This is a genomic window from Flavobacterium sp. FlaQc-28 (assembly GCF_044007415.1).
GTDB lineage: Bacteria > Bacteroidota > Bacteroidia > Flavobacteriales > Flavobacteriaceae > Flavobacterium.
In genome coordinates this window covers 1,023,282-1,043,365 of record NZ_JBIPCM010000001.1, presented here as the reverse complement: position 1 = coordinate 1,043,365, position 20,084 = coordinate 1,023,282, and the positions used below count along the sequence as shown (strand labels likewise).

The following is a 20,084-nucleotide window of genomic DNA, read 5'->3' as shown; positions in this document are numbered from 1 at the left end:
TGAAAAATTCCAAATTCCAATATTTACCTGCAATGAATGCCACAAATATTAGAATTTGGAATTTTACTATTTTGAAATAATTATGCGTGTTTCGGGAACGCTCTTTTATTAAAGACTAACAATATTCCAACTCCTGTAGAGATAGCCATATCGGCAACATTAAAAATGGCATTAAAAAACATAAAATGTTTTCCACCAAAAACAGGTATCCAAGAAGGCAGATTACCTTCCCAAATTGGAAAATAAAACATATCAACTACTAAACCATGAAACCATGTTCCGTATGGTTCAGGCGAAAAAATTGTTGCCAAACTATGCGTGCTGTCGTCAAAAATTACTCCATAAAAAACAGAATCGATAATGTTACCCGCTGCTCCTGCAAATATTAATGCGATAGAAACAATCAAATAAGTAGAATGACGTTTTTTTATAGCATCCGAAAGCCACCATCCAATTCCGAATACAGCAAAAATTCTAAAAATTGTTAAGATTAATTTTCCGTATTCTCCTGGTATTTTTGTCCCCCATGCCATTCCTTCATTTTCTATAAAATGAATTCTAAACCAATCAAAAATTACAACTTCTTCACCTAAAACAAAGTTTGTTTTTACATAGATTTTTGAAAGCTGATCGACAATTAAAACTAAAAATATAAGGAAATACGCTTTTCGTAATGACATTTTAAGAAATTTTGATGGGCAAAAATAGTAATTAAATCAAAAAAAACGTCCCTAAAGGAACGTTAATTCTTTACTGTAAATCTAAACCTCATCAGTTTTCATTAAACACAACCCGAAAATCTACTTTTTTGCTGTTGCAGGACTATCAGCAAAAAAATTAGAAATAGATTTAAGCAGCCCTTTTCCTTCTGCCCCTGCGGTACCTTTTTTTGCCGCAGCTTTGCTCAAATCAGATTTAAATTTTGTTCTTAACTTCTCAAATTCCTTCATTCTGCTCTCGACGTCAGAATTCACATCCTTGAATTTCAATACCTTAGCCATACTGTAAGTTTTATAAGTAAAAAAAATAAAATAATAACGATTTGATATTACAATGATACATATTTTAATTTATATTTGTTAATAAAATTAACAATTGTTTAGTTATTACAATAAAAAAATCGCCCAACCAATGTGAAATACCACCTATTTTTAACAACATTCCTAATCCTACAAAAATATGAACGAAATCACTTCTGCATTAAATGACTTTTTAACTACTACCAAAGCAACTGCGGCTTTAATTTTAAACGGAAAAGGAAAACTCATCACCTCCCTGAATTTAGATTACGGAGACAGTGTTGCTGCTATGAGTGCAGCAATTTTATCAATGAGCGAAAAATTTCTCCTTGATCTAGAAAAAGGACTACTTAAACAACTTTATCTAAAAACCTCTGAAGGCGTAGTTATTGGAAACAAAATAAGCGGTACGAATTTCGTCATTGTGTTTTCAAAAGAAGGGAGCAACCTTGCCTTATTAATGCGTTCAACTGACGAACTATCATCAGAACTTAGTAAAAATTCCCTATTGAAATAACATAAATCTATTAACCACAAACCCAAAAACTATGAGCAACGATTTTTTAAACGTGTTTTTAAATGAAATGAAAACTAATGTAAATGGCTTTATTGCTGTATCTGTAACTGAAATTGAATCAGGATTAAGCTTTGGTAATTTAACAATTGATCCAGCTTTTGATCCAGAATTAGCAGCAGCTTACAACCTTGAGGTTGTAAAAGCTAAATTAAATGCAGTAAAAGCTTTAAACTTAAATCAAGACATTGAGGACATCTTAATTACACTTTCAAATCAAATTCACGTTATCGACATTTCTCCTAACAAAAAATTCATGATTTATTTGGCTGCTGATGCAAAAAAAGCATATCTTGGAATGACAAGAGCGGTTTTAAGAAAACACAAAGCAGACTTAGAAAAAAATCTTGCTTAATTTTCATTATTCTTAAAATTAGAACTGTCTGAAATCGGGCAGTTCTAATTTAAACATATCTCGTTTACCTCTGCAATTACGATTCCTACAAAAAGAAAAACTCAAAAACAGCAGTTATCTTTTACTTTGAAAATAAATTCTTTCAAATAGATCTAAACAGCCGCACTACTATTACCCAAAAACATTAAACAAAAAAAAACGCCCCTAAAAGGAGCGTTATTTTTTGGATAGATACATTTATTATCTCTGCAAATTTTTAGCTTCGATACTCATTGTTGCATGAGGAACGATTTTAAGCCTTTCTTTGCTGATTAATTTACCTGTTACTTTGCAAATACCATATGTTTTGTTTTCAACACGGAATAGCGCATTTTTTAAATCACGAATAAACTTTTCTTGTCTGATAGCCAACTGAGAGTTTGCTTCTTTAGACATTGTTTCGCTTCCTTCTTCAAAAGCTTTAAAAGTTGGAGAAGTATCGTCAGTTCCGTTATTCAAATCATTCATATAGGCACTTTTGATCAAATCAAGATCTTCTTGTGCTTTTTTTATTTTGCTTTGTATTATTTCTTTGAACTCCGCCAAATCAGCGTCAGAGTATCTTGTAATTTCATCTATCATAGTATTTATCTTATTTTGAAATTAATATCACTGTTTTAATATCATCAAACTCAATTTCTGTGCCGTTTTCTAAAGCGTCTACAAAAACCAAATCATCTGTTAATGTCTCAGACTTAATATAGTCTTCATTTTTTAGAATCGCATCTTCTAAAAGACCGCTTCTTTTTACTTGAACCTTAATCTTATCAGTAACTTCAAATCCTGAATCTTTACGGATATTTTGAATTCTGTTTACTAATTCTCTTGCGATCCCTTCATTTTTCAATTCTTCAGATATTGTGATGTCAAGCGCAACCGTAATTCCGTTTGAATTTGCAACCAGCCATCCTTCGATATCTTGCGATGTTATTTCGACGTCTTCTAGTGATAAAGTTACATTATTTCCAGAAATAACAATATCCAGCGTTCCCTGCTTATCTAACTGATTAATCTGTTCTGCTGAAAAAGCCTGTATCTCTTTAGAAATCAGACCCATATCTTTTCCGAAACGTGGTCCTAATGCCTTAAAATTAGGTTTAATTTGTTTTACTAAAATACCTGAATCATCATTTAAAAGCACGATTTCTTTCACGTTTACTTCGGCTTTTACAAGCTCAGAAATAGCTTCAATCTCTGTTCTTTGATTCTCGTCAAGTACTGGTATCATTACCTTTTGCAGCGGTTGACGTACTTTAATCATTTCCTTTTTACGAAGAGATAAAACTAAAGAAGAGATTATCTGCGCCTTCTGCATTTTGCTTTCTAACGTTTTATTAACAAAGTTTTCGACAAATTTCGGGAATTCAGCCAAGTGAACACTGGCAAATTGCTCAGTTTGCGTTGAACTTGTCAAATCTCGGTACAATTTATCCATGAAAAAAGGAGCGACTGGAGCACTTAATTTACTTATCGTTAATAAACAAGTATAAAGCGTCTGGTAAGCTGCAATTTTATCATGAGCATATTCTCCTTTCCAGAAACGACGACGACATAAACGAACGTACCAGTTACTCAAATTCTCCTGAACGAATTCAGAAATAGCTCTTGTAGCTTTTGTCGGCTCATAATCCTCATAACACTCATCAACAAACTTCACTAAAGTATTCAGCTCAGATATGATCCACTGATCAATTTCTGGTCTTTCGTTTAACGGAATTTCCGCTTCAGCATATTTAAATCCATCGATATTAGCATATAATGAGAAGAATGAATACGTGTTGTATAAAGTTCCGAAGAATTTTCGACGAACCTCAGCAATTCCTTCAATATCAAATTTCAGGTTATCCCAAGGATTTGCATTTGAAATCATATACCAACGTGTAGCATCAGGACCGTATTCTGCAATTGTCTCAAAAGGATCTGTTGCGTTCCCTAAACGTTTCGACATTTTTTGTCCGTTTTTATCCAAAACAAGACCATTCGAAACTACATTTTTATAGGCAACTTTATCAAAAACCAAAGTTCCGATAGCGTGCAAAGTATAAAACCATCCGCGCGTTTGATCGACACCTTCGGCGATGAAATTTGCTGGAAAATCTTTATTATCGTCAATTTTATCTTTGTTTTCAAAAGGATAATGCCATTGTGCATAAGGCATTGCTCCAGAATCGAACCAAACATCAATTAAATCGCTTTCGCGTTTCATTGGTTGGCCTGAAGCTGAAACTAAAATAATTTGATCAACCACATTTTTATGCAAATCAATTAAATCATAATTAGATTCAGACATGTTTCCGATTTCAAAACCTTTGAACGGGTTTTCTTTTTGAAAACCTGCTTCAATAGATTTCTCGATCGCATTGTACAATTCTTCTACAGAACCAATAAGAACTTCTTCTTTTTTGTCTTCAGTTCTCCAAATTGGTAACGGAATTCCCCAATATCTAGAACGAGATAAGTTCCAGTCGTTAGCATTTTTAAGCCAATTTCCAAAACGTCCTTCACCAGTAGACTTAGGTTTCCAATTGATAGTTTCGTTCAGGTCGAACATTCTATCTTTTACATCGGTTACTTTAATGAACCAAGAGTCTAGAGGATAATATAATAACGGCTCATCAGTTCTCCAACTGTGTGGATAACTGTGCACGTATTTCTCAACCTTAAAGGCTTTATTTTCTTCTTTTAATCGAATAGCAATTTCAACATCAACAGAACGCTCTGGCGCTTGTCCCGCATCATAATATTCGTTTTTAACGTATTTACCTGCAAGTTCACCTACATGCGAAGTGAATTTTCCTTGTAAATCTACTAAAGGAACAGCAGTTCCATTTTCATCCAATACTAACATTGGCGGAACTTCTGGTTTTGCTTCTTTTGCTACTTTAGCATCATCTGCTCCAAAAGTCGGTGCCGTATGTACAACTCCCGTTCCGTCTTCTGTAGTAACGAAATCTCCAGAAATCACTCTAAATGCATTTTCAGGATTCTGATATGGCAATACGTAAGGTAATAATTGTTCGTAACGAATTTCTACTAAATCAGCACCTTTTGCTTCTGCTAAAATTTTATACGGAAGTTGTTTGTCGCCATTTTTAACTTTGTCAAAATCAGCGTCGTCTTCACTTGCAAAAAAACCTTTTCCGAATTGTTTTCCAACTAAATTTTTAGCCAAAACAACATTGATTGGCTCAAAAGTATATTGATTGAATGTTTTAACTAAAACATAATCAATTTTTGGCCCAACTGTTAAAGCCGTATTCGATGGCAATGTCCAAGGAGTTGTTGTCCAAGCTAAAATATGAATATCTCCAAAACCTTGCAAAAAGCTTGGCAATGTTTCTGGTAAAGTTTTGAATTGCGCTACGATTGTAGTATCTGTAACATCTCTATAAGCTCCAGGCTGATTTACTTCGTGAGAAGACAATCCAGTTCCTGCTTTTGGAGAATAAGGCTGAATCGTATAACCTTTGTACAACAAACCTTTATCGTAGATTTGTTTTAAAAGCCACCAAACCGATTCCATGTATTTTGGTTTATACGTTACATATGGATCTTCCATATCAACCCAATAACCCATTTTTTCAGTCAAATCATTCCATACGTCGGTATAACGCATAACGGTTTTTTTACACGCTTCGTTATATTCTTCGATCGAAATCGTTTTGCCAATATCTTCTTTTGTAATTCCTAATTCTTTCTCAGTACCCAATTCTACAGGCAAACCGTGAGTATCCCATCCGGCTTTTCTTTTTACCTGAAAACCTTTTTGAGTTTTATATCTGCAAAAAATATCTTTAATCGCACGCGCCATTACGTGGTGAATTCCTGGCAATCCATTTGCTGAAGGCGGACCTTCAAAAAACACGTAAGGTTCTGCACCTTCGCGAGTAGTTACACTCTTTTCAAATATATTTTCTTTCTTCCAAAAATCAAGAACTTCAGACGCTACAGTTGGCAAGTCAAGTCCTTTGTATTCAGTAAATTTTGTGCTCATTTTATCCTTTTCTTAAACGAGGTGCGAAAGTAAGGAATTTTGAGGGAAATAGAGAAAAGATGACGGAAAAAAGACTAATAACAGGTAATTTCACGTGGATTCCGCAAAAAAAAACAGCCTTTTGGCTGATTTAAGAGAAAACTTCCTTTAAAATCTCTAAAGATTTCGGCTTTTTGAATCCATCTAAATGAAAACTATAGTAATCAATAATAATTTTTAGCAGCATTTGCCTTTCTAAAACATGAAAAACTTTTTGATCGTTGTCAAACTTTAAATCGAGTAATTTTTTCAGCAAATTGGTTTCGTGTTCAGAAAGTGTATTTCCGCCTGAAAAAAGTGTAAAAACCCCATCATTCATCTCAAAATGTGGCAGATCTATTTCTGAAACATCTGGATAAAAACCTAGATATTTAGTAATTTCTAAAAGCAAGATTAAATGAAAATTTGAAATTTCATCATGATGATCCAACCAAGTTAATGCGGTTTCTAAAAACACAAAAAGGGATTCATTTTTTTCTTCTTCTTGAATAGAATAATGAAGCATTTCTGAAAGAAACATTACCATTGTGCTTTTTACAAGATCTGTATGAATACTTTGAAAAGGAACTGCGGTTTTTATCTCTTTAAAATTTTCTAAAGTGCCTTTGTTTTTATGTACAGCTTCAATTTCTAAAATAGACAATGGCTGAAAATAAGCAATTTTCTGACTCGCTTTTCGACTGGAAAACGCATCACGCACAAAGTAAGACTTCAAGCCGCTTGAAAGTGTAAAACATTTTACAATTAAACTTTTTTCTTGAAATTTTAAAGAGGAAATTACTATGGCTTTTGTTTTAACGAGCACTTTTAGATTTTTAGATTTCTTAAATATTAGACTGCTAGATCTTTTCAATTTCGGACTTTCGACTTTCAGACTAACGTATAATCATAACTTTTTTAACTTTTGTTTCCCCTCCGTCTTGCGCCGAAATAAAAACCATATACACACCAGAAGCTACTTTATATTTACCAAAAGCAGTTGTATCCCATTCTATTGTACCACCTTCTGAAGTGGTTTCGAAAACAAGATTTCCTTCAATATCGGTAATTTTAACATTAGCTTTATCTAGCAATCCAGCCACTTTTACGGTTCCTGAATAGGTTGGGCGAACTGGATTTGGATACACATAAACATTACTCAAATCATCATTGGCTCCGGTTGCAACTCCTTTAAATGAAATCATTCCTTTGTTTGTTGCTATAAAAACTTCGCCTGTTACGCTGTTAATCTTAATATCATTCACCATATTACTTGGCATTGGTGAGTTATTTATAGTAAAATGATATTTTGTTTCCTGCCCGTTAGGTGAAACCATAAAAACTCCAGAATCAGCCGTTCCAATCCATTTATTATTTGATCCGTCTACTGCGATAGAAGTAATAAACTGTTCGTACATTAATTCTTGAGCCAAATTATCTTCCATGATAATGATTGGGTTTGCTTTTAATTGGCTGTCAGATTGAAAACTTCCCACGTTTGACAAAACTCTCAATCCTTTTGTAGTTCCTATCCAAAGTTGATTTTTAGTATCTATTACTACAGATCTAACATCAGCAGATGGCAGATTTCCTGCATCAACACCAAATGTCATTTTCTTGAATGTATTTGTACTCTCGTTAAAAGCAATCACACCTTCGTTACTCGTCGAAATCCATTTAGTATTATTTCTATCAATAACAATATTAGCATAACTGGTTGTTTCGGCATTGTTCAAGATTGAACTGGTTGCATAACTCTGCCATTGTCCGTTGGCTTTTAAAACTTTCAGTCCATTTTTAATCCTGCTGTTAGTTATCCAGAGATTTCCCGTTTTATCAAATGTGGTTCCGTTTATACGAACATCTTTATAATTTGGTCCTTCGTAAGTTATACTTTCTAAACCACTGTTTTTTTCGTTATACAAAAAGTTAGGAACATCATTCTCTACTCGCAGTAAACCTGAGAAAAAAGAACTTGCATAAACTTGTTTTTCATTTTTAGGATTTACAATAATTCTTGTTATAGATGTTGCATCATGTACGTCAGAATACGGAATATTCAACCAGTTAGAAGAGGCATATTTACTAATTCCATAACTATCTAAATCGTACGGATTGTAATAGGTATCATAATCTCCGTAAACCGCCCAAAGCACATTTGGCGTAACATCTAATGAAAAAATATTATTTCTAAAAGGTCCTGCCGGCGTACTATTTACAAAGATCCCCGCACTACTAAGCGAAGAAGTAACCATTCCTTTATCTTTTGTCCCTATGTATACTAAATCTCCAACTGCTGTGGCGCAGGTAAAAACTAAATTATGATCTAAAACCTGAGTATTTGAAATCTGACGACTTAAAATCATCTGATTATTATAAACATATACTGCATTGGGAATTGTAACAAACAAATTATGGTTTACTGTCCGCATATCAGAAGAACGTTGTGGCAGTTGCAAAAAACCAATAAAACTAATCGAATTATAGCGGTGAATATAACCCGAAGCGTTGATTGCTATCAGCTCTGAATCTAAAACCTCAACACTTGACCAATCCCCAGCATTTAAAACAATCCATTGATTAAAATCATTTAAATTAGCACTTGCTGTGTCTGCTTTTCTAATTCCTGACGAAGTGGCCGCAAAAATAAAACCGTTAAAAAAAGCGGTTTGTTTTACACTTATTTCAGCACCATTGTCCCCTATAAAATAAGTATCTCCAAACTGTAATGTTACTAAATTGAACTGAACAATTCCAAAATCGCACGAAACATAGAGCAATCCATTATGCTCCATTATATGATTGATCTTTTTTAGATTTGAAGGAAGCTGCTTATTTATTATATCTACTTTCTTGGTTATGCTTTCATCAGCTTCATTAATAATAACCATCAAACCATTTTCGTAACCAATAATTGTTTTTTTGAAAGCTTCACTATGATAAACAGCTGATATTGTCTGCCCAGAAAGACCATCGACAGTTGTTTTCGTCTTCAATACATTTGATGCGGCATTTTTAAAAAACAGTGCATTTTCTGATGCTGCAAAAACTGTATTTGGAGACTCTGAAATGTCTTTAATTTCATTGAAGGAAAAATAACCCTGCCATGACAAGTGACTTTGAGCAAAACCAAGTTGACACAAAGTCAAAAACAAAATATAAAGAATTCTTCTTGTCATTATTACTATATTCGGATAGACAAATATACTATAATCAAGCACATTTAATTTTTGTTACGGTACAAAAAAAATGCTCTCGATTCATCCTGAAAGACAAATGAGAGCATTTTTCAATTGTAATTATTCTTACACTACACCTTGAGCAAGCATAGCATCGGCAACTTTAACAAATCCAGCAATGTTAGCTCCTTTTACGTAGTTTACATAACCATCTTCTTCTGCACCGTATTTTTTACATTGGTTGTGAATTCCAACCATGATATCTTTCAATCTCAAATCTACTTCTTCACTTGTCCAGTTAAGACGGATTGAGTTTTGTGTCATTTCTAATCCAGAAGCTGCAACTCCACCAGCATTAGCTGCTTTTCCTGGAGCAAAAAGTACTTTATTGTCTAAGAACAATTTAATAGCATCTAAAGTCGAAGGCATGTTTGCCGCTTCAGTTACACATAAAACACCATTATCAATAAGTTTCTGAGCGTCTTCTCCATTCAATTCATTTTGAGTAGCACAAGGAATAGCGATATCCACTTTTACTTCCCAAGGACTTTTTCCTTTATGGAAAACAGCATTTGGATATTTCTCCAAATATCTTTCGGCTCTATTATCTCCACTTGCTCTCATTTCGACCATATGATCGATTTTTTCGCCAGAAATTCCTTCTTCATCATAAATATAACCATCAGGACCAGAAATAGTAACTAGTTTACCTCCTAATTCGTTTATTTTTAAGGCAACTCCCCAAGCTACATTTCCAAATCCAGAAATAGCAACCCTTTTACCTTTAATATCGTGCCCAATAGTACGAAGCATTTGATCTGTAAAGTAAACAACTCCGTAACCTGTAGCTTCTGGTCTAATCAAAGAACCACCGTAAGCAATTCCTTTTCCAGTTAAAACTCCAGTAAACTCATTTCTAATTCTTTTGTATTGACCAAAAAGGTAACCAATTTCTCTTGCTCCAACACCAATATCACCAGCAGGAACATCTAAATCTGGACCAATATGACGGCATAATTCCGTCATAAATGATTGACAGAAACGCATGATTTCTCCATCAGATTTTCCTTCAGGATCAAAATCAGAACCTCCTTTTCCACCACCCATTGGCAGTGTTGTCAAACTATTTTTAAAAACCTGTTCGAAAGCCAAGAATTTCAAAACAGACAAGTTTACTGTGTGATGAAATCTAATTCCTCCTTTATAAGGTCCAATTGCAGAATTCATTTGAATTCTAAAACCTCTATTTACAATTATTTCTCCTTTGTCGTCAACCCACGGAACTCTAAAAATTATAGATCTTTCCGGCTCAGCAATTCTAAGAAGTAAATTTTTTCCATCATACTTCTTACGTTCTGCGATAAATGGGATTACGGTTTCTGCAAATTCTCTAACCGCTTGAAGAAATTCTGGCTCATTTGGATTTTTTGACTCAACTTGAGCCATAAATTCATTTATTTTTTGTTCCATTTTTTTAAATAAATTATTCAAATAATAGTTTAACTTTTAACCCTTTAAAATAAGAAAATACGTTTTAAGAAAACGTTTTCGTTACAACTGACAAAGATACATCAAAATGATCATGCATTGTTATTTTTTTTCGTTTTTGAAGCAGAATTGTGTTATTTCTAAACAAACAATCAAATACAATTTTTCCCTTTCGAATTTACATCCAATTGCCGTACTTAAAGTTAGAAAATTAAGTGTTTTGTTACCAATTTTCTAATAGAAGATCATAATATTTTGAATAGATCACGTTTTTTATATATTTACCCAATATTTCAAAGCCTTAAAAATGTGTAAACGCCTATATTTCATTATTTTCGCCTTGTTTGGAATTTCAACAATAAATGCGCAGTCATCTCTTGCACATGAAATAGGAATTATGTTTGGCCCCGTAACTTTTCAATCTGATTATGGGGAAAGAAATAACTTTGACACAAATGTTGCCAATACAGGTTTTGGCATAGGATTTATTCACTTTACCAACTTTTCATCAAATAATAACAAAGAGCATTTTTTTTCAGAACACTTCAAAGTGCGCACTGAGTTTTCATTCACCAAAACCAATCTTAATCATTTTGGCAAATGGGTTAGTAAAAATCCTCCAACATTAGGAACACAAAGACTTAAAGCCATGAGCGGAAGTACAAGCACGATAAATCTTGGACCGCAATTAGAGTTTTCTCCTTTTATGAAAATTCACGATTACGAAAATAGTCCTGGAAGTTTAAGCCCGTATATAAGTTTAGGTTTTCTTGTTAGTTATTACTCAACTAAAACAAAATCTAGTTTAGGCGAATTGGGAACTATTGAAACTACACCCTTAAAATACTTAACTCCTTCAGATGGTCGTGAACATGGCTATTCAAACGAAAGTAACTTAACCTTGTCAGCTACTGCAGGCGCAGGTATTCACTATAAATTAACCGGTATGAGTGACTTAATGCTTGAAGCGCGTTTTCAAGTCTTTAATTCTGACTGGGTCGATGGTTTAAACCCAAACAAGGACATTTACAAAGAAAACAAATCAAACGATTCGCAAGTCTGGTTTAATCTGGGATACATTTATTATTTAGATTTCTAAAAAAATAGGATAAAAAAAATCCCAAATTCCAAAATAGTTAAGATTGGAATTTGGGATTTTTTATTTGAAAGTTTAACCTTTATGCTAAAGCTTGTTCTAGATCTGCAATTAAATCTTCGGCATCTTCAATACCAACACTTAATCGAACTAAATCATCTGTAATACCAACTTCAGCTCTTTTATCAGCAGGAATAGAAGCGTGTGTCATTAAAGCTGGATGATTTGCTAAAGATTCTACTCCGCCTAAAGATTCTGCTAAAGTAAAAACTTTCAACTTCTCTAAAAATGCGATAGAATCTTCTTTTTTACCTGATTTAAAAGTAAAAGAAACCATTCCGCCAAAAGCCTTCATTTGTTTCTTAGCAATTTCGTGAAACGGATGGCTTTTTAATCCTGGATAATAAACAGTATCAATTTTTGGATGATTACTTAAAAACTCCACCACTTTTTCGCCGTTTTCACAATGTCTCTGCACTCTTAACGAAAGTGTTTTAATTCCTCTTAAAACCAAAAAACTATCCATTGGTCCAAGTGTAGCACCAGTTGCAAATTGTTGAAAATGCAATTGATCTCCCAAAGCCTCATCTTTTACAATTAAAGCACCGGCTATAACATCAGAATGTCCGCCTAAATATTTTGTAGCGGAGTGCATAACAATATCCGCTCCTAAATCAAGAGGTTTTTGCAAATAAGGCGTTGCAAAAGTATTATCTACAGCAAACAAAATTTTATTCTCTTTTGTGATTTTGGCTACTTCCTCAATATCTGCCAATTTCATCAACGGATTTGTAGGTGTTTCTACCCAAACCAGTTTCGTATTTTCATTAATTAATGACTTCAATTTTTCAATATCTGTCATATCTACAAAATGAAACTTAATTCCAGAATCTTTATAAATACGAGAAAACATTCTGTATGTTCCTCCATATAAATCATCCATTGCAATAATTTCATCACCAGCTTTAAATGATCTTAAAATACAATCTGTCGCTGCTAAACCCGATGAAAAAGCTAAACCGCGAGTACCGTTTTCAATACTTGCTAATGCATTTTCTAAAGCGCTTCGAGTTGGGTTTGACGCTCGGCTATATTCGTAATCAGCCAAAGGTTTCCCTGGGCTTGTTTGAATAAAAGTTGAAGTTTGATACACCGGAGGCATAACAGCTCCCGTACTTGGATCATGATGCTGACCACCGTGTATTACCTTAGTATTGAATTTCATATCGTTATAAATTTTAGATCTTTATTTACAGCACAAATTTACCGTTTAATTTATTTTATCGTGACACAACTTCTTACCTTTGTATTTAATTAACACTTATTGATATGAAACATTGTTCTTTTTTAATCTTTTTGTGTTTGATTTTTATAAGCTGCAATAAAGGACTTTCATTTGAAAATGAAACGTTTGAAGAAAAATCAACTATTCCGTGCAAAAATGACTGCCCAAAAATCAGCATCGATATTCCGATCGCAAAAAATAGTTCGCTTGCGGCTGATAGTATCAACAAGAAAGTTTTTGCAGTAGTAAAAGAAATCATTTATTTTGGAGATGACTCTACAAAAGTCAATGACTACAAATCATTGTCAAAATCTTTTATTACATCGTATGAAGAAATGCATCAAAAATTTCCAAATGACACTTTTGGCTGGGAAGGAAAAATAACTGGAAATATAGAATTTGAATCAGCTCAAATTTTAAATATTAAAATAGATCATTATACTTTTACTGGAGGTGCACATGGTTATCAAGGTTTTAGATCTTTACTTTTTAATTTAAAGACGGGCAAATCCATTTTTAACAACCAGCTTTTTAAAAATGAAGCAGCATTTCTGGCTTTCGCCGAAAAGGAATTCAGAACTCAATATAAAATTCCGCAAAAATCAAATATAAACGCAACAGGATTAATGTTTGAAAATGATAAATTTCATTTACCTCAGAACATTTTCTATACAGACAAAGGCTTGCTTCTTTACTATAATTCATACGAAGCAGCATCTTACGCCGATGGTCCAAAAAAGATTTTGTTTCCCTATGACAAAGTCAGTAAATATTTAAATTTTCAATAATTTACACCGTTACATCTTATTAAGTTAGACGCTGCAGTGCGTCTCTACAAAAAATCTTTGAACCTTCGCACCTTAGAACCTCAGCACCTTCACTACTGAACATCATATTTCATTTTGCGTAAAACACGTAAAGCTTCTTTAAAAGACAGATACACTTGTCCAAAAGGTTTCAATAGCAATTTAGCATCTATTAATTTTTGCTTTGCCTCTTCGAAACCATTTAAATAACAAATCATAAAAGTCGAAGGAAGATTCTCCAGATCTTTTAATTCCCGTTCTGATAAAGCAATTCCTTTTTGCAATTTTTGAAGTAATGCCATATTCGAATTATAAATATGGTAAAGCATTTTTCGATTGAATTCTGGCGGCTGAAAAAGTATTTCGCGATCAATTTTATAGTAGCCATTATCAAAAAAATGTATCGTTTGTTTTTCTAAAGGATAATAACTTGTTTTATCGTTTAACCCAAGCGGCACATATTCTGTTATCGTAAAACTATCGTCGTCGTAAACAATCGTAACAACATCTTGTGCCGAATAAAACAGTTTAATTTGCTCGTTGATTAATTCAATATCAACTCGAGACAAGAATGTTTTATCGCGAGATTTTTTAGGAACACCAGCCCAGCAAATCACGAATAATTCTTTAAAAACGTAATATTTGGGCGACATATCTTTGTGCCTGAAATTCATAAAATCAATTACACCATCAAGCGTATACTGAATACTGTTTCGGGAACTATTTTCGATACCAATTACCGTTTCTGTATTTTGATAATTTTTTTCAACTTCTTCACTAATTTCTAAAGGAATAGAATTACTACCTCGTCTCACAAAAATACTGTTAGCAAGAATAGTGTGAATTCCTTTTTTAAAATACGAAATTTTGCTTTTAGGTTTAATCGTAACCAATCCAACTACTTTATCTTTTGGAAGATTTGGAAACGGTACATTTTCATATTGAATTTTAGGAGGGTTTTCAAGAAAAGCATTGACAAGATTTTGGATACGGCTGTCATCAAAAAAATCGTCTCCTACAATCTCATTATCATGATCTTCGACACCAACCACAATATAAGAATTATTGGTTGGATTTGAATTTGACAAAGCACAAATATGTTTCAAAAACTTGCCCTTTCCCTCTCTCGAATGTAAATTCAACTGCCTTTTTTTATCATAAAAACTGCTCTCGTCATTATGAGCAAGTAGATTTTTTATTAAAAGGCGTTTATTGATCATATCGTTATATTATTTTTTCACAATTCAAGCGATTGCAAAATTGCGAAGCAATTTTACTAATTCGCACTAATTTAATCTATTAAAACTTAAAATTAAAAAAAAGACGCACTACTGTGCGCCTCTACATTCAATTTTGTTTAAATATTTTTCTTGACAATTGTCGAAGACGCTTGTGCTGTACTCATCACAACTAAATCGGCAATATTTACATGATATGGTCTTGAAACTACAAAATGAATAATATCTGCGATATCTTCTGCCTGCAGCGGATCAAAACCTTTGTAAACGTTTGAAGCTCTTTCGGCATCTCCTTTAAAACGCACTTCACTAAATTCTGTTTCTACCATTCCCGGATGAATGGCTCCCACTCTAATTCCAAACGGATTTAAATCAATTCGCATTCCTGCTGTAATAGCATCTACTGCGTGTTTGGTTCCGCAATATACATTCCCATTCGGATAAACTTCTTTTGCAGCAGTTGAACCAATATTAATGATATGTCCAGATTGTTTTGCTGTCATTTTAGGAATTACAGCTTTTGAAACATACAAAAGTCCTTTTACATTGATATCAATCATGGCATCCCAATCGTCTAAATCTCCTGTTTGAATTGGATCTAAACCGTGCGCATTTCCTGCATTATTAATCAAAACATCAATGTCTGAAAAACCTGCAGGAAGGGATTCTATTTTTTCAAGAACATCATTTTTATCACGAACATCAAACGAAAGCGAATGCACTTCGGAAAAAGCAGAAAGTTCTTTTTCTAATTCTTCTAAACGTTCTTTACGCCTTCCGCAAAGAATAACTTTATAGTTGTTTTTTGCTAAAATTTGAGCGGTTGCTTTTCCTATTCCACTTGTCGCTCCAGTAATTAGGGCTGTTTTTTTCATTTTATGTTTTTTCATTTTACTACAGATTAAAAGGATTTAAATGATTTTTTAATCTGTGAGAATCCTTTTAATCTGTCGCAAAATATTTTAATTCCTATTTTTCCAAATTTCCAAATTCAACACCATATTAATCGCCGTCCAAGTTTCACCTTCTACTTCTCTTATTAGTTTTTTATCTGGATTTATACTGAATCCTACTTTTTCGTAACATTTTATAGCGCCAATATTGAAATCAAAAACATTCAATTCGATATGTCGCTCTTTTCGGTTTTCAAAAATGAACTTCAACAATAAAATCAACATTTGCTCACCAACACCCTTCCCTCTTTGATTTTCATCAATAATAAGAATTCGTCCCAGTTTTGCAGAATCATCTTTAAAATAAATTTCAGAATGTCCTATTGTAGCATCATCAGAAACATTTACAACTCTAAAAGCAATTCTGCTTTCATCAGAAAGTGTTTTATCTATTTGCTCTTCCGTTAAAGGAAAAGTAAATTCGGGCCCGCCAAACTGCATTAATTCTTTTCCATTTTTGATGGAATTAATCAATTCCGGATAAAACTCTTTAGTAAACTTTTCTAGTCGAATCATTTCAGAATATATCAATTAAGGCACATCGTCTCCCATACTTTCAGTCCAAATTGCAAACCAGTCTTCTTTATCCATTTCCAATTCAACCGCTTTCATTAACGCTTGAATTCTAGCAATGTTTACCGTTCCAGCAATTGGAATAACTCCTGATGGATGTTTTAAAATCCAAGCAAGCAAAAGTGTATCAGAACCAAAACCGTATTTTTGAACTAAATCTGCCAATAATTTTTTCAAACGACGTGTTTTCTTAGTGTCTTCTCTAAAAACAGTTCCAAGCGGATTCCATGATAACGGACGGATTCCGTGCGTTTGCATATAATCTAAACTTCCATCAACCATTGCTTCATAATGAGTAGCCGAAAATTGTACCTGATTGTAACTTACTTCTGTTTTCTGACGGATCAATTCTGTTTGAGAGCTGGTGAAGTTTGAAAGTCCAAAATCAACAATTTTTCCTTCTGCTTTTAATTTTTCAACGGCTTCCGCAATTTCGTCAGCTTGCATTAATGGGCTAGGCCTGTGCAATAAAAACACATCAACAAAATCTGTTTTTAATTTTTTAAGAGATTCTTCAACAGACCAAATAATATATTCTTTAGAATAATCGTAATGCTTGATTTTGTTAGTACGGCTTTCGGCAATCATCTGAATACCGCATTTAGTAATTAACTGTAGTTTTTCGCGCGAAATTTTGCTTGCTTTAAAAGCTTTTCCAAAATCGGCTTCTGTGGTGTAGCCTCCATAAATATCGGCATGATCAAAAGTGGTGATTTTATTTTCGACACAAATTTGTATCATATTCTCCATCTCTTTAGTTGTTAGGTTTTTATCCCAAACTCCCCAATTCATAGTGCCCGAAATAATAGGCGATAATGCTGTTTTACTCATGGTTTTATTATATTATTTTTGCTAATACGTATGCTTTTTAAAAGCATAATCATCAAAGTTCTTAAAAATATAAAAATAGATTCACAATTCGTCCTTAAAATTAGAACTTTGGTCGAAGTTTTAACCATTCTTTAACATCTTACTTCTCAAAAAATAGTCAATTTGCACTCTCAAAATTCAGGCATAAAAATCAAGGTTTTAAAAATATTTATATGGAAGAAAATACAACGACTTTAGACATTAGAGCGATAAATGAAAAAATTGAGAGAGAAAGCGCTTTTATAGACCTTCTTACAATGGAAATGAACAAAGTTATTGTGGGACAGAAACATATGGTCGAGCGTTTGCTGATTGGACTTTTAGGCCAAGGACACATTTTGCTTGAAGGAGTACCTGGATTGGCAAAGACATTAGCAATTAACACTTTGTCTCAAGCCGTTCAAGGATCTTTCAGCCGTATCCAGTTTACCCCTGACTTATTGCCTGCTGATGTTATCGGAACAATGATTTACAACATCAAAGCAAACGAATTCTCTATTAAAAAAGGACCAATCTTTGCTAATTTCGTACTTGCCGATGAGATTAACCGTGCTCCTGCAAAAGTACAATCTGCTCTTTTAGAAGCGATGCAGGAAAAACAAGTTACTATTGGTGACACCACTTTCAAACTAGACCGTCCGTTTTTAGTACTAGCAACTCAAAACCCTGTTGAACAAGAAGGAACTTATCAGCTTCCTGAAGCACAGGTTGACCGTTTTATGCTTAAAACTGTAATTGATTATCCAAAAATAGACGAAGAGCGTTTTGTAATTCGTCAAAACTTAAAAGGATCTTACGAAAAAGTAAATCCTGTAGTTTCTGTAGAACAAATTTTACGTGCGCAAGAAGCAGTTCGTGAAGTTTATATGGATGAAAAAATCGAAAAATACATCTTAGATATCATCTTTGCTACTCGTTATCCAGAAAAGTACAAATTAGCCGACTTAAAACCTCTTATCAGTTTTGGAGCATCTCCGCGTGGAAGTATCAATTTAGCAAATGCTGCCAAATGTTACGCTTTCATCAAACGCCGTGGATATGTAATTCCAGAAGATGTTCGTGCAGTTGTACATGATGTTTTACGTCATAGAGTTGGAATAACGTATGAAGCTGAAGCTGAAAACATTACTTCTGTAGACATTATCAACAAAATCGTAAACGAGATTGAAGTACCTTAAAAATTTGTTTCAAGTTTCAGGTTTCAAGTTGTTGCAAAACAAACTTGAAACTTTCAAACTTTAAACTTTAAACAAATAAAATGGATACAAAAGAGCTTTTAAAAAAAGTACGGAAAATAGAAATCAAAACCAAAAGACTGAGTAATCATATCTTTTCGGGAGAGTACCATTCTTCATTTAAAGGGCGCGGAATGACTTTTAGCGAGGTGCGCCAATACCAGTATGGCGATGATATTCGTAATATAGATTGGAATGTTACCGCTCGCTACAATGAAGCCCACGTAAAAGTTTTTGAAGAAGAACGTGAATTAACCATGGTTTTAATGGTTGATATTTCGGGTTCTGAAGGTTTTGGATCTAAAAGTCAGTTTAAAAAAGACATCGTCACCGAAATTGCGGCAACGATGGCTTTTTCGGCTACACAAAATAATGATAAAATTGGTTTAATCCTTTTTTCTGATAATGTAGAATTGTATATTCCGCCAAAAAAAGGACGCTCACACGTATTGAGAATCATTCGTGAATTGATCGAGTTTGAACCAAAAAGTCAAAAAACTGATATTGCTCAAGCCTTAAAATTCTTATCGGGAACTCAGAAAAAGAAAGCAATTGTTTTTATGATTTCTGATTTCATGTCTGAAAATTATGAGCAGACTTTAAAAATTGCTTCTAAAAAACATGACATTACAGGAGTTAGAGTATACGACCTGCGTGAAGAAAAAATTCCAAATTTAGGAATGGTCACAATGCTTGATGCTGAAACTGGTAAAATTCAGCTGGTTGATACAGGATCAAAAACCGTGCGAATGAATTACGAAAAACATTATCTGGAAAGAGTTAATTATTTCAAAGAAATTTTTAGTAAATCTGGAGCTGGCGTTGTAAACACAAGGGTTGACGAAAATTATGTAACCAAATTATTAGGCTATTTTAAATCGAGGTAAAGATTTAAGATTTTTGATTAACGATTTTTGATTTATGATGTGTTGATTTATGTTTAAAAGGAAGAATTAAAGAATGACTAAACAAGAATTAGAAGATAGATTGATTGATTTTGCTGCCAGCATAATAACCCTGACTATTAAATTTGAAAAAATTACGCTGGAAATCATTTATTGGGGCAAATAATAAGATCCGGCACATCACCCGCTCTAAATTATGGAGAAGCACAAAGCGCAGAGAGCAAAAAAGATTTTGTTCATAAAATGGGGATTTGTTTAAAAGAATTACGAGAAACCTTTGTCTGCTTAAAAATAATTGAAAAGGCAAATCTTTCATCAGATTTAGAAAATTTGACAAAGGCAAAAAAAGAAGTTAATGAATTAATATCAATATTTGTTTCAAGTATTAAAACATCAAAAAATAATTCATAAAAAAATAAGATTCGAATTTTGAGGAAATAATAAATCATTCCATTTC

Annotated in this window: 19 protein-coding genes; 7 read left to right on the top strand and 12 right to left on the bottom strand. The window is 33.3% G+C overall.

Going from position 1 to position 20,084, the window contains the following annotated elements:
• Window positions 1–80: 80 nt before the first annotated feature.
• Window positions 81–680 (bottom strand): lipoprotein signal peptidase, encoded by a 600-nt coding sequence (locus tag ACHRVL_RS04600; protein WP_089057099.1) that lies wholly within the window; start codon window positions 678–680, stop codon window positions 81–83.
• Window positions 681–800: 120 nt separating this feature from the next.
• A complete protein-coding gene (locus tag ACHRVL_RS04595) occupies window positions 801–1,001 on the bottom strand; it encodes a hypothetical protein (protein WP_395410687.1) in 201 nt (66 codons plus the stop codon).
• Window positions 1,002–1,179: 178 nt separating this feature from the next.
• On the opposite strand from ACHRVL_RS04595, the gene ACHRVL_RS04590 reads away from it, so the two are divergent.
• Together ACHRVL_RS04590 and ACHRVL_RS04585 are read left to right on the top strand one after the other, a co-directional pair.
• Window positions 1,180–1,536 carry a roadblock/LC7 domain-containing protein gene (locus tag ACHRVL_RS04590; RefSeq protein WP_089053285.1) on the top strand — a complete coding sequence of 119 codons (357 nt, stop codon included), beginning with the start codon at window positions 1,180–1,182 and terminating at the stop codon, window positions 1,534–1,536.
• Window positions 1,537–1,567: 31 nt separating this feature from the next.
• Entirely contained in the window at window positions 1,568–1,948 is a 381-nt protein-coding gene (locus ACHRVL_RS04585; RefSeq protein ID WP_395410685.1) for a hypothetical protein, read from the top strand.
• 240 nt (window positions 1,949–2,188) lie between these two features.
• On the opposite strand, the gene ACHRVL_RS04580 is transcribed toward ACHRVL_RS04585, so the two are convergent.
• From ACHRVL_RS04580 to gdhA, 5 genes are all read right to left on the bottom strand, one after another.
• On the bottom strand, window positions 2,189–2,569 hold the full coding sequence (locus tag ACHRVL_RS04580; RefSeq protein ID WP_089053287.1) for a TraR/DksA C4-type zinc finger protein: 381 nt from the start codon (window positions 2,567–2,569) through the stop codon (window positions 2,189–2,191).
• Between the two features lie 10 nt (window positions 2,570–2,579).
• Complete coding sequence (ileS, locus tag ACHRVL_RS04575) at window positions 2,580–5,981, bottom strand: isoleucine--tRNA ligase (RefSeq protein WP_395410683.1); 3,402 nt, start codon at window positions 5,979–5,981, stop codon at window positions 2,580–2,582.
• Window positions 5,982–6,111: 130 nt separating this feature from the next.
• Window positions 6,112–6,825: a DNA repair protein RecO gene (recO, locus tag ACHRVL_RS04570; RefSeq protein WP_370433233.1), complete on the bottom strand. Its 714-nt coding sequence runs from the start codon at window positions 6,823–6,825 to the stop codon at window positions 6,112–6,114.
• A gap of 70 nt (window positions 6,826–6,895) precedes the next feature.
• On the bottom strand, window positions 6,896–9,178 hold the full coding sequence (locus ACHRVL_RS04565) for a T9SS type A sorting domain-containing protein (RefSeq protein WP_395410680.1): 2,283 nt from the start codon (window positions 9,176–9,178) through the stop codon (window positions 6,896–6,898).
• Window positions 9,179–9,304: 126 nt separating this feature from the next.
• Window positions 9,305–10,648: an NADP-specific glutamate dehydrogenase gene (gdhA, locus tag ACHRVL_RS04560; RefSeq protein WP_129023375.1), complete on the bottom strand. Its 1,344-nt coding sequence runs from the start codon at window positions 10,646–10,648 to the stop codon at window positions 9,305–9,307.
• A gap of 325 nt (window positions 10,649–10,973) precedes the next feature.
• Between gdhA and ACHRVL_RS04555 the strand changes: the two genes are divergently transcribed.
• Complete coding sequence (locus ACHRVL_RS04555; RefSeq protein WP_395410679.1) at window positions 10,974–11,765, top strand: THC0290_0291 family protein; 792 nt, start codon at window positions 10,974–10,976, stop codon at window positions 11,763–11,765.
• A gap of 79 nt (window positions 11,766–11,844) precedes the next feature.
• On the opposite strand, the gene ACHRVL_RS04550 is transcribed toward ACHRVL_RS04555, so the two are convergent.
• Window positions 11,845–12,987: a cystathionine gamma-synthase gene (locus tag ACHRVL_RS04550; protein WP_089053293.1), complete on the bottom strand. Its 1,143-nt coding sequence runs from the start codon at window positions 12,985–12,987 to the stop codon at window positions 11,845–11,847.
• Window positions 12,988–13,091: 104 nt separating this feature from the next.
• Here ACHRVL_RS04550 and ACHRVL_RS04545 point away from each other — a divergent pair, with 104 nt between their 5' ends.
• The gene (locus ACHRVL_RS04545) at window positions 13,092–13,835 is read left to right on the top strand and encodes a DUF3298 domain-containing protein (RefSeq protein ID WP_395410677.1); all 744 of its coding nucleotides are present in this window, start codon (window positions 13,092–13,094) and stop codon (window positions 13,833–13,835) included.
• Between the two features lie 92 nt (window positions 13,836–13,927).
• On the opposite strand, the gene ACHRVL_RS04540 is transcribed toward ACHRVL_RS04545, so the two are convergent.
• From ACHRVL_RS04540 to ACHRVL_RS04525, 4 genes are all read right to left on the bottom strand, one after another.
• Window positions 13,928–15,073 (bottom strand): ATP-binding protein, encoded by a 1,146-nt coding sequence (locus ACHRVL_RS04540; RefSeq protein ID WP_089053295.1) that lies wholly within the window; start codon window positions 15,071–15,073, stop codon window positions 13,928–13,930.
• 137 nt (window positions 15,074–15,210) lie between these two features.
• On the bottom strand, window positions 15,211–15,966 hold the full coding sequence (locus ACHRVL_RS04535; RefSeq protein WP_395410676.1) for an SDR family NAD(P)-dependent oxidoreductase: 756 nt from the start codon (window positions 15,964–15,966) through the stop codon (window positions 15,211–15,213).
• Window positions 15,967–16,053: 87 nt separating this feature from the next.
• A complete protein-coding gene (locus tag ACHRVL_RS04530) occupies window positions 16,054–16,560 on the bottom strand; it encodes a GNAT family N-acetyltransferase (protein WP_395410674.1) in 507 nt (168 codons plus the stop codon).
• Window positions 16,561–16,575: 15 nt separating this feature from the next.
• Window positions 16,576–17,448 (bottom strand): aldo/keto reductase family oxidoreductase, encoded by an 873-nt coding sequence (locus ACHRVL_RS04525; protein WP_089053297.1) that lies wholly within the window; start codon window positions 17,446–17,448, stop codon window positions 16,576–16,578.
• Window positions 17,449–17,660: 212 nt separating this feature from the next.
• Between ACHRVL_RS04525 and ACHRVL_RS04520 the strand changes: the two genes are divergently transcribed.
• The 3 genes from ACHRVL_RS04520 to ACHRVL_RS04510 all read left to right on the top strand — a co-directional run bounded on the left by ACHRVL_RS04520 (window position 17,661) and on the right by ACHRVL_RS04510 (window position 20,038).
• Window positions 17,661–18,665, top strand: coding sequence for a MoxR family ATPase (locus tag ACHRVL_RS04520; RefSeq protein ID WP_017497457.1), 1,005 nt, complete (start codon window positions 17,661–17,663; stop codon window positions 18,663–18,665).
• A gap of 80 nt (window positions 18,666–18,745) precedes the next feature.
• Complete coding sequence (locus ACHRVL_RS04515; protein WP_089053298.1) at window positions 18,746–19,609, top strand: DUF58 domain-containing protein; 864 nt, start codon at window positions 18,746–18,748, stop codon at window positions 19,607–19,609.
• 171 nt (window positions 19,610–19,780) lie between these two features.
• Window positions 19,781–20,038 carry a four helix bundle protein gene (locus tag ACHRVL_RS04510; protein WP_395410672.1) on the top strand — a complete coding sequence of 86 codons (258 nt, stop codon included), beginning with the start codon at window positions 19,781–19,783 and terminating at the stop codon, window positions 20,036–20,038.
• Window positions 20,039–20,084 lie beyond the last annotated feature (46 nt).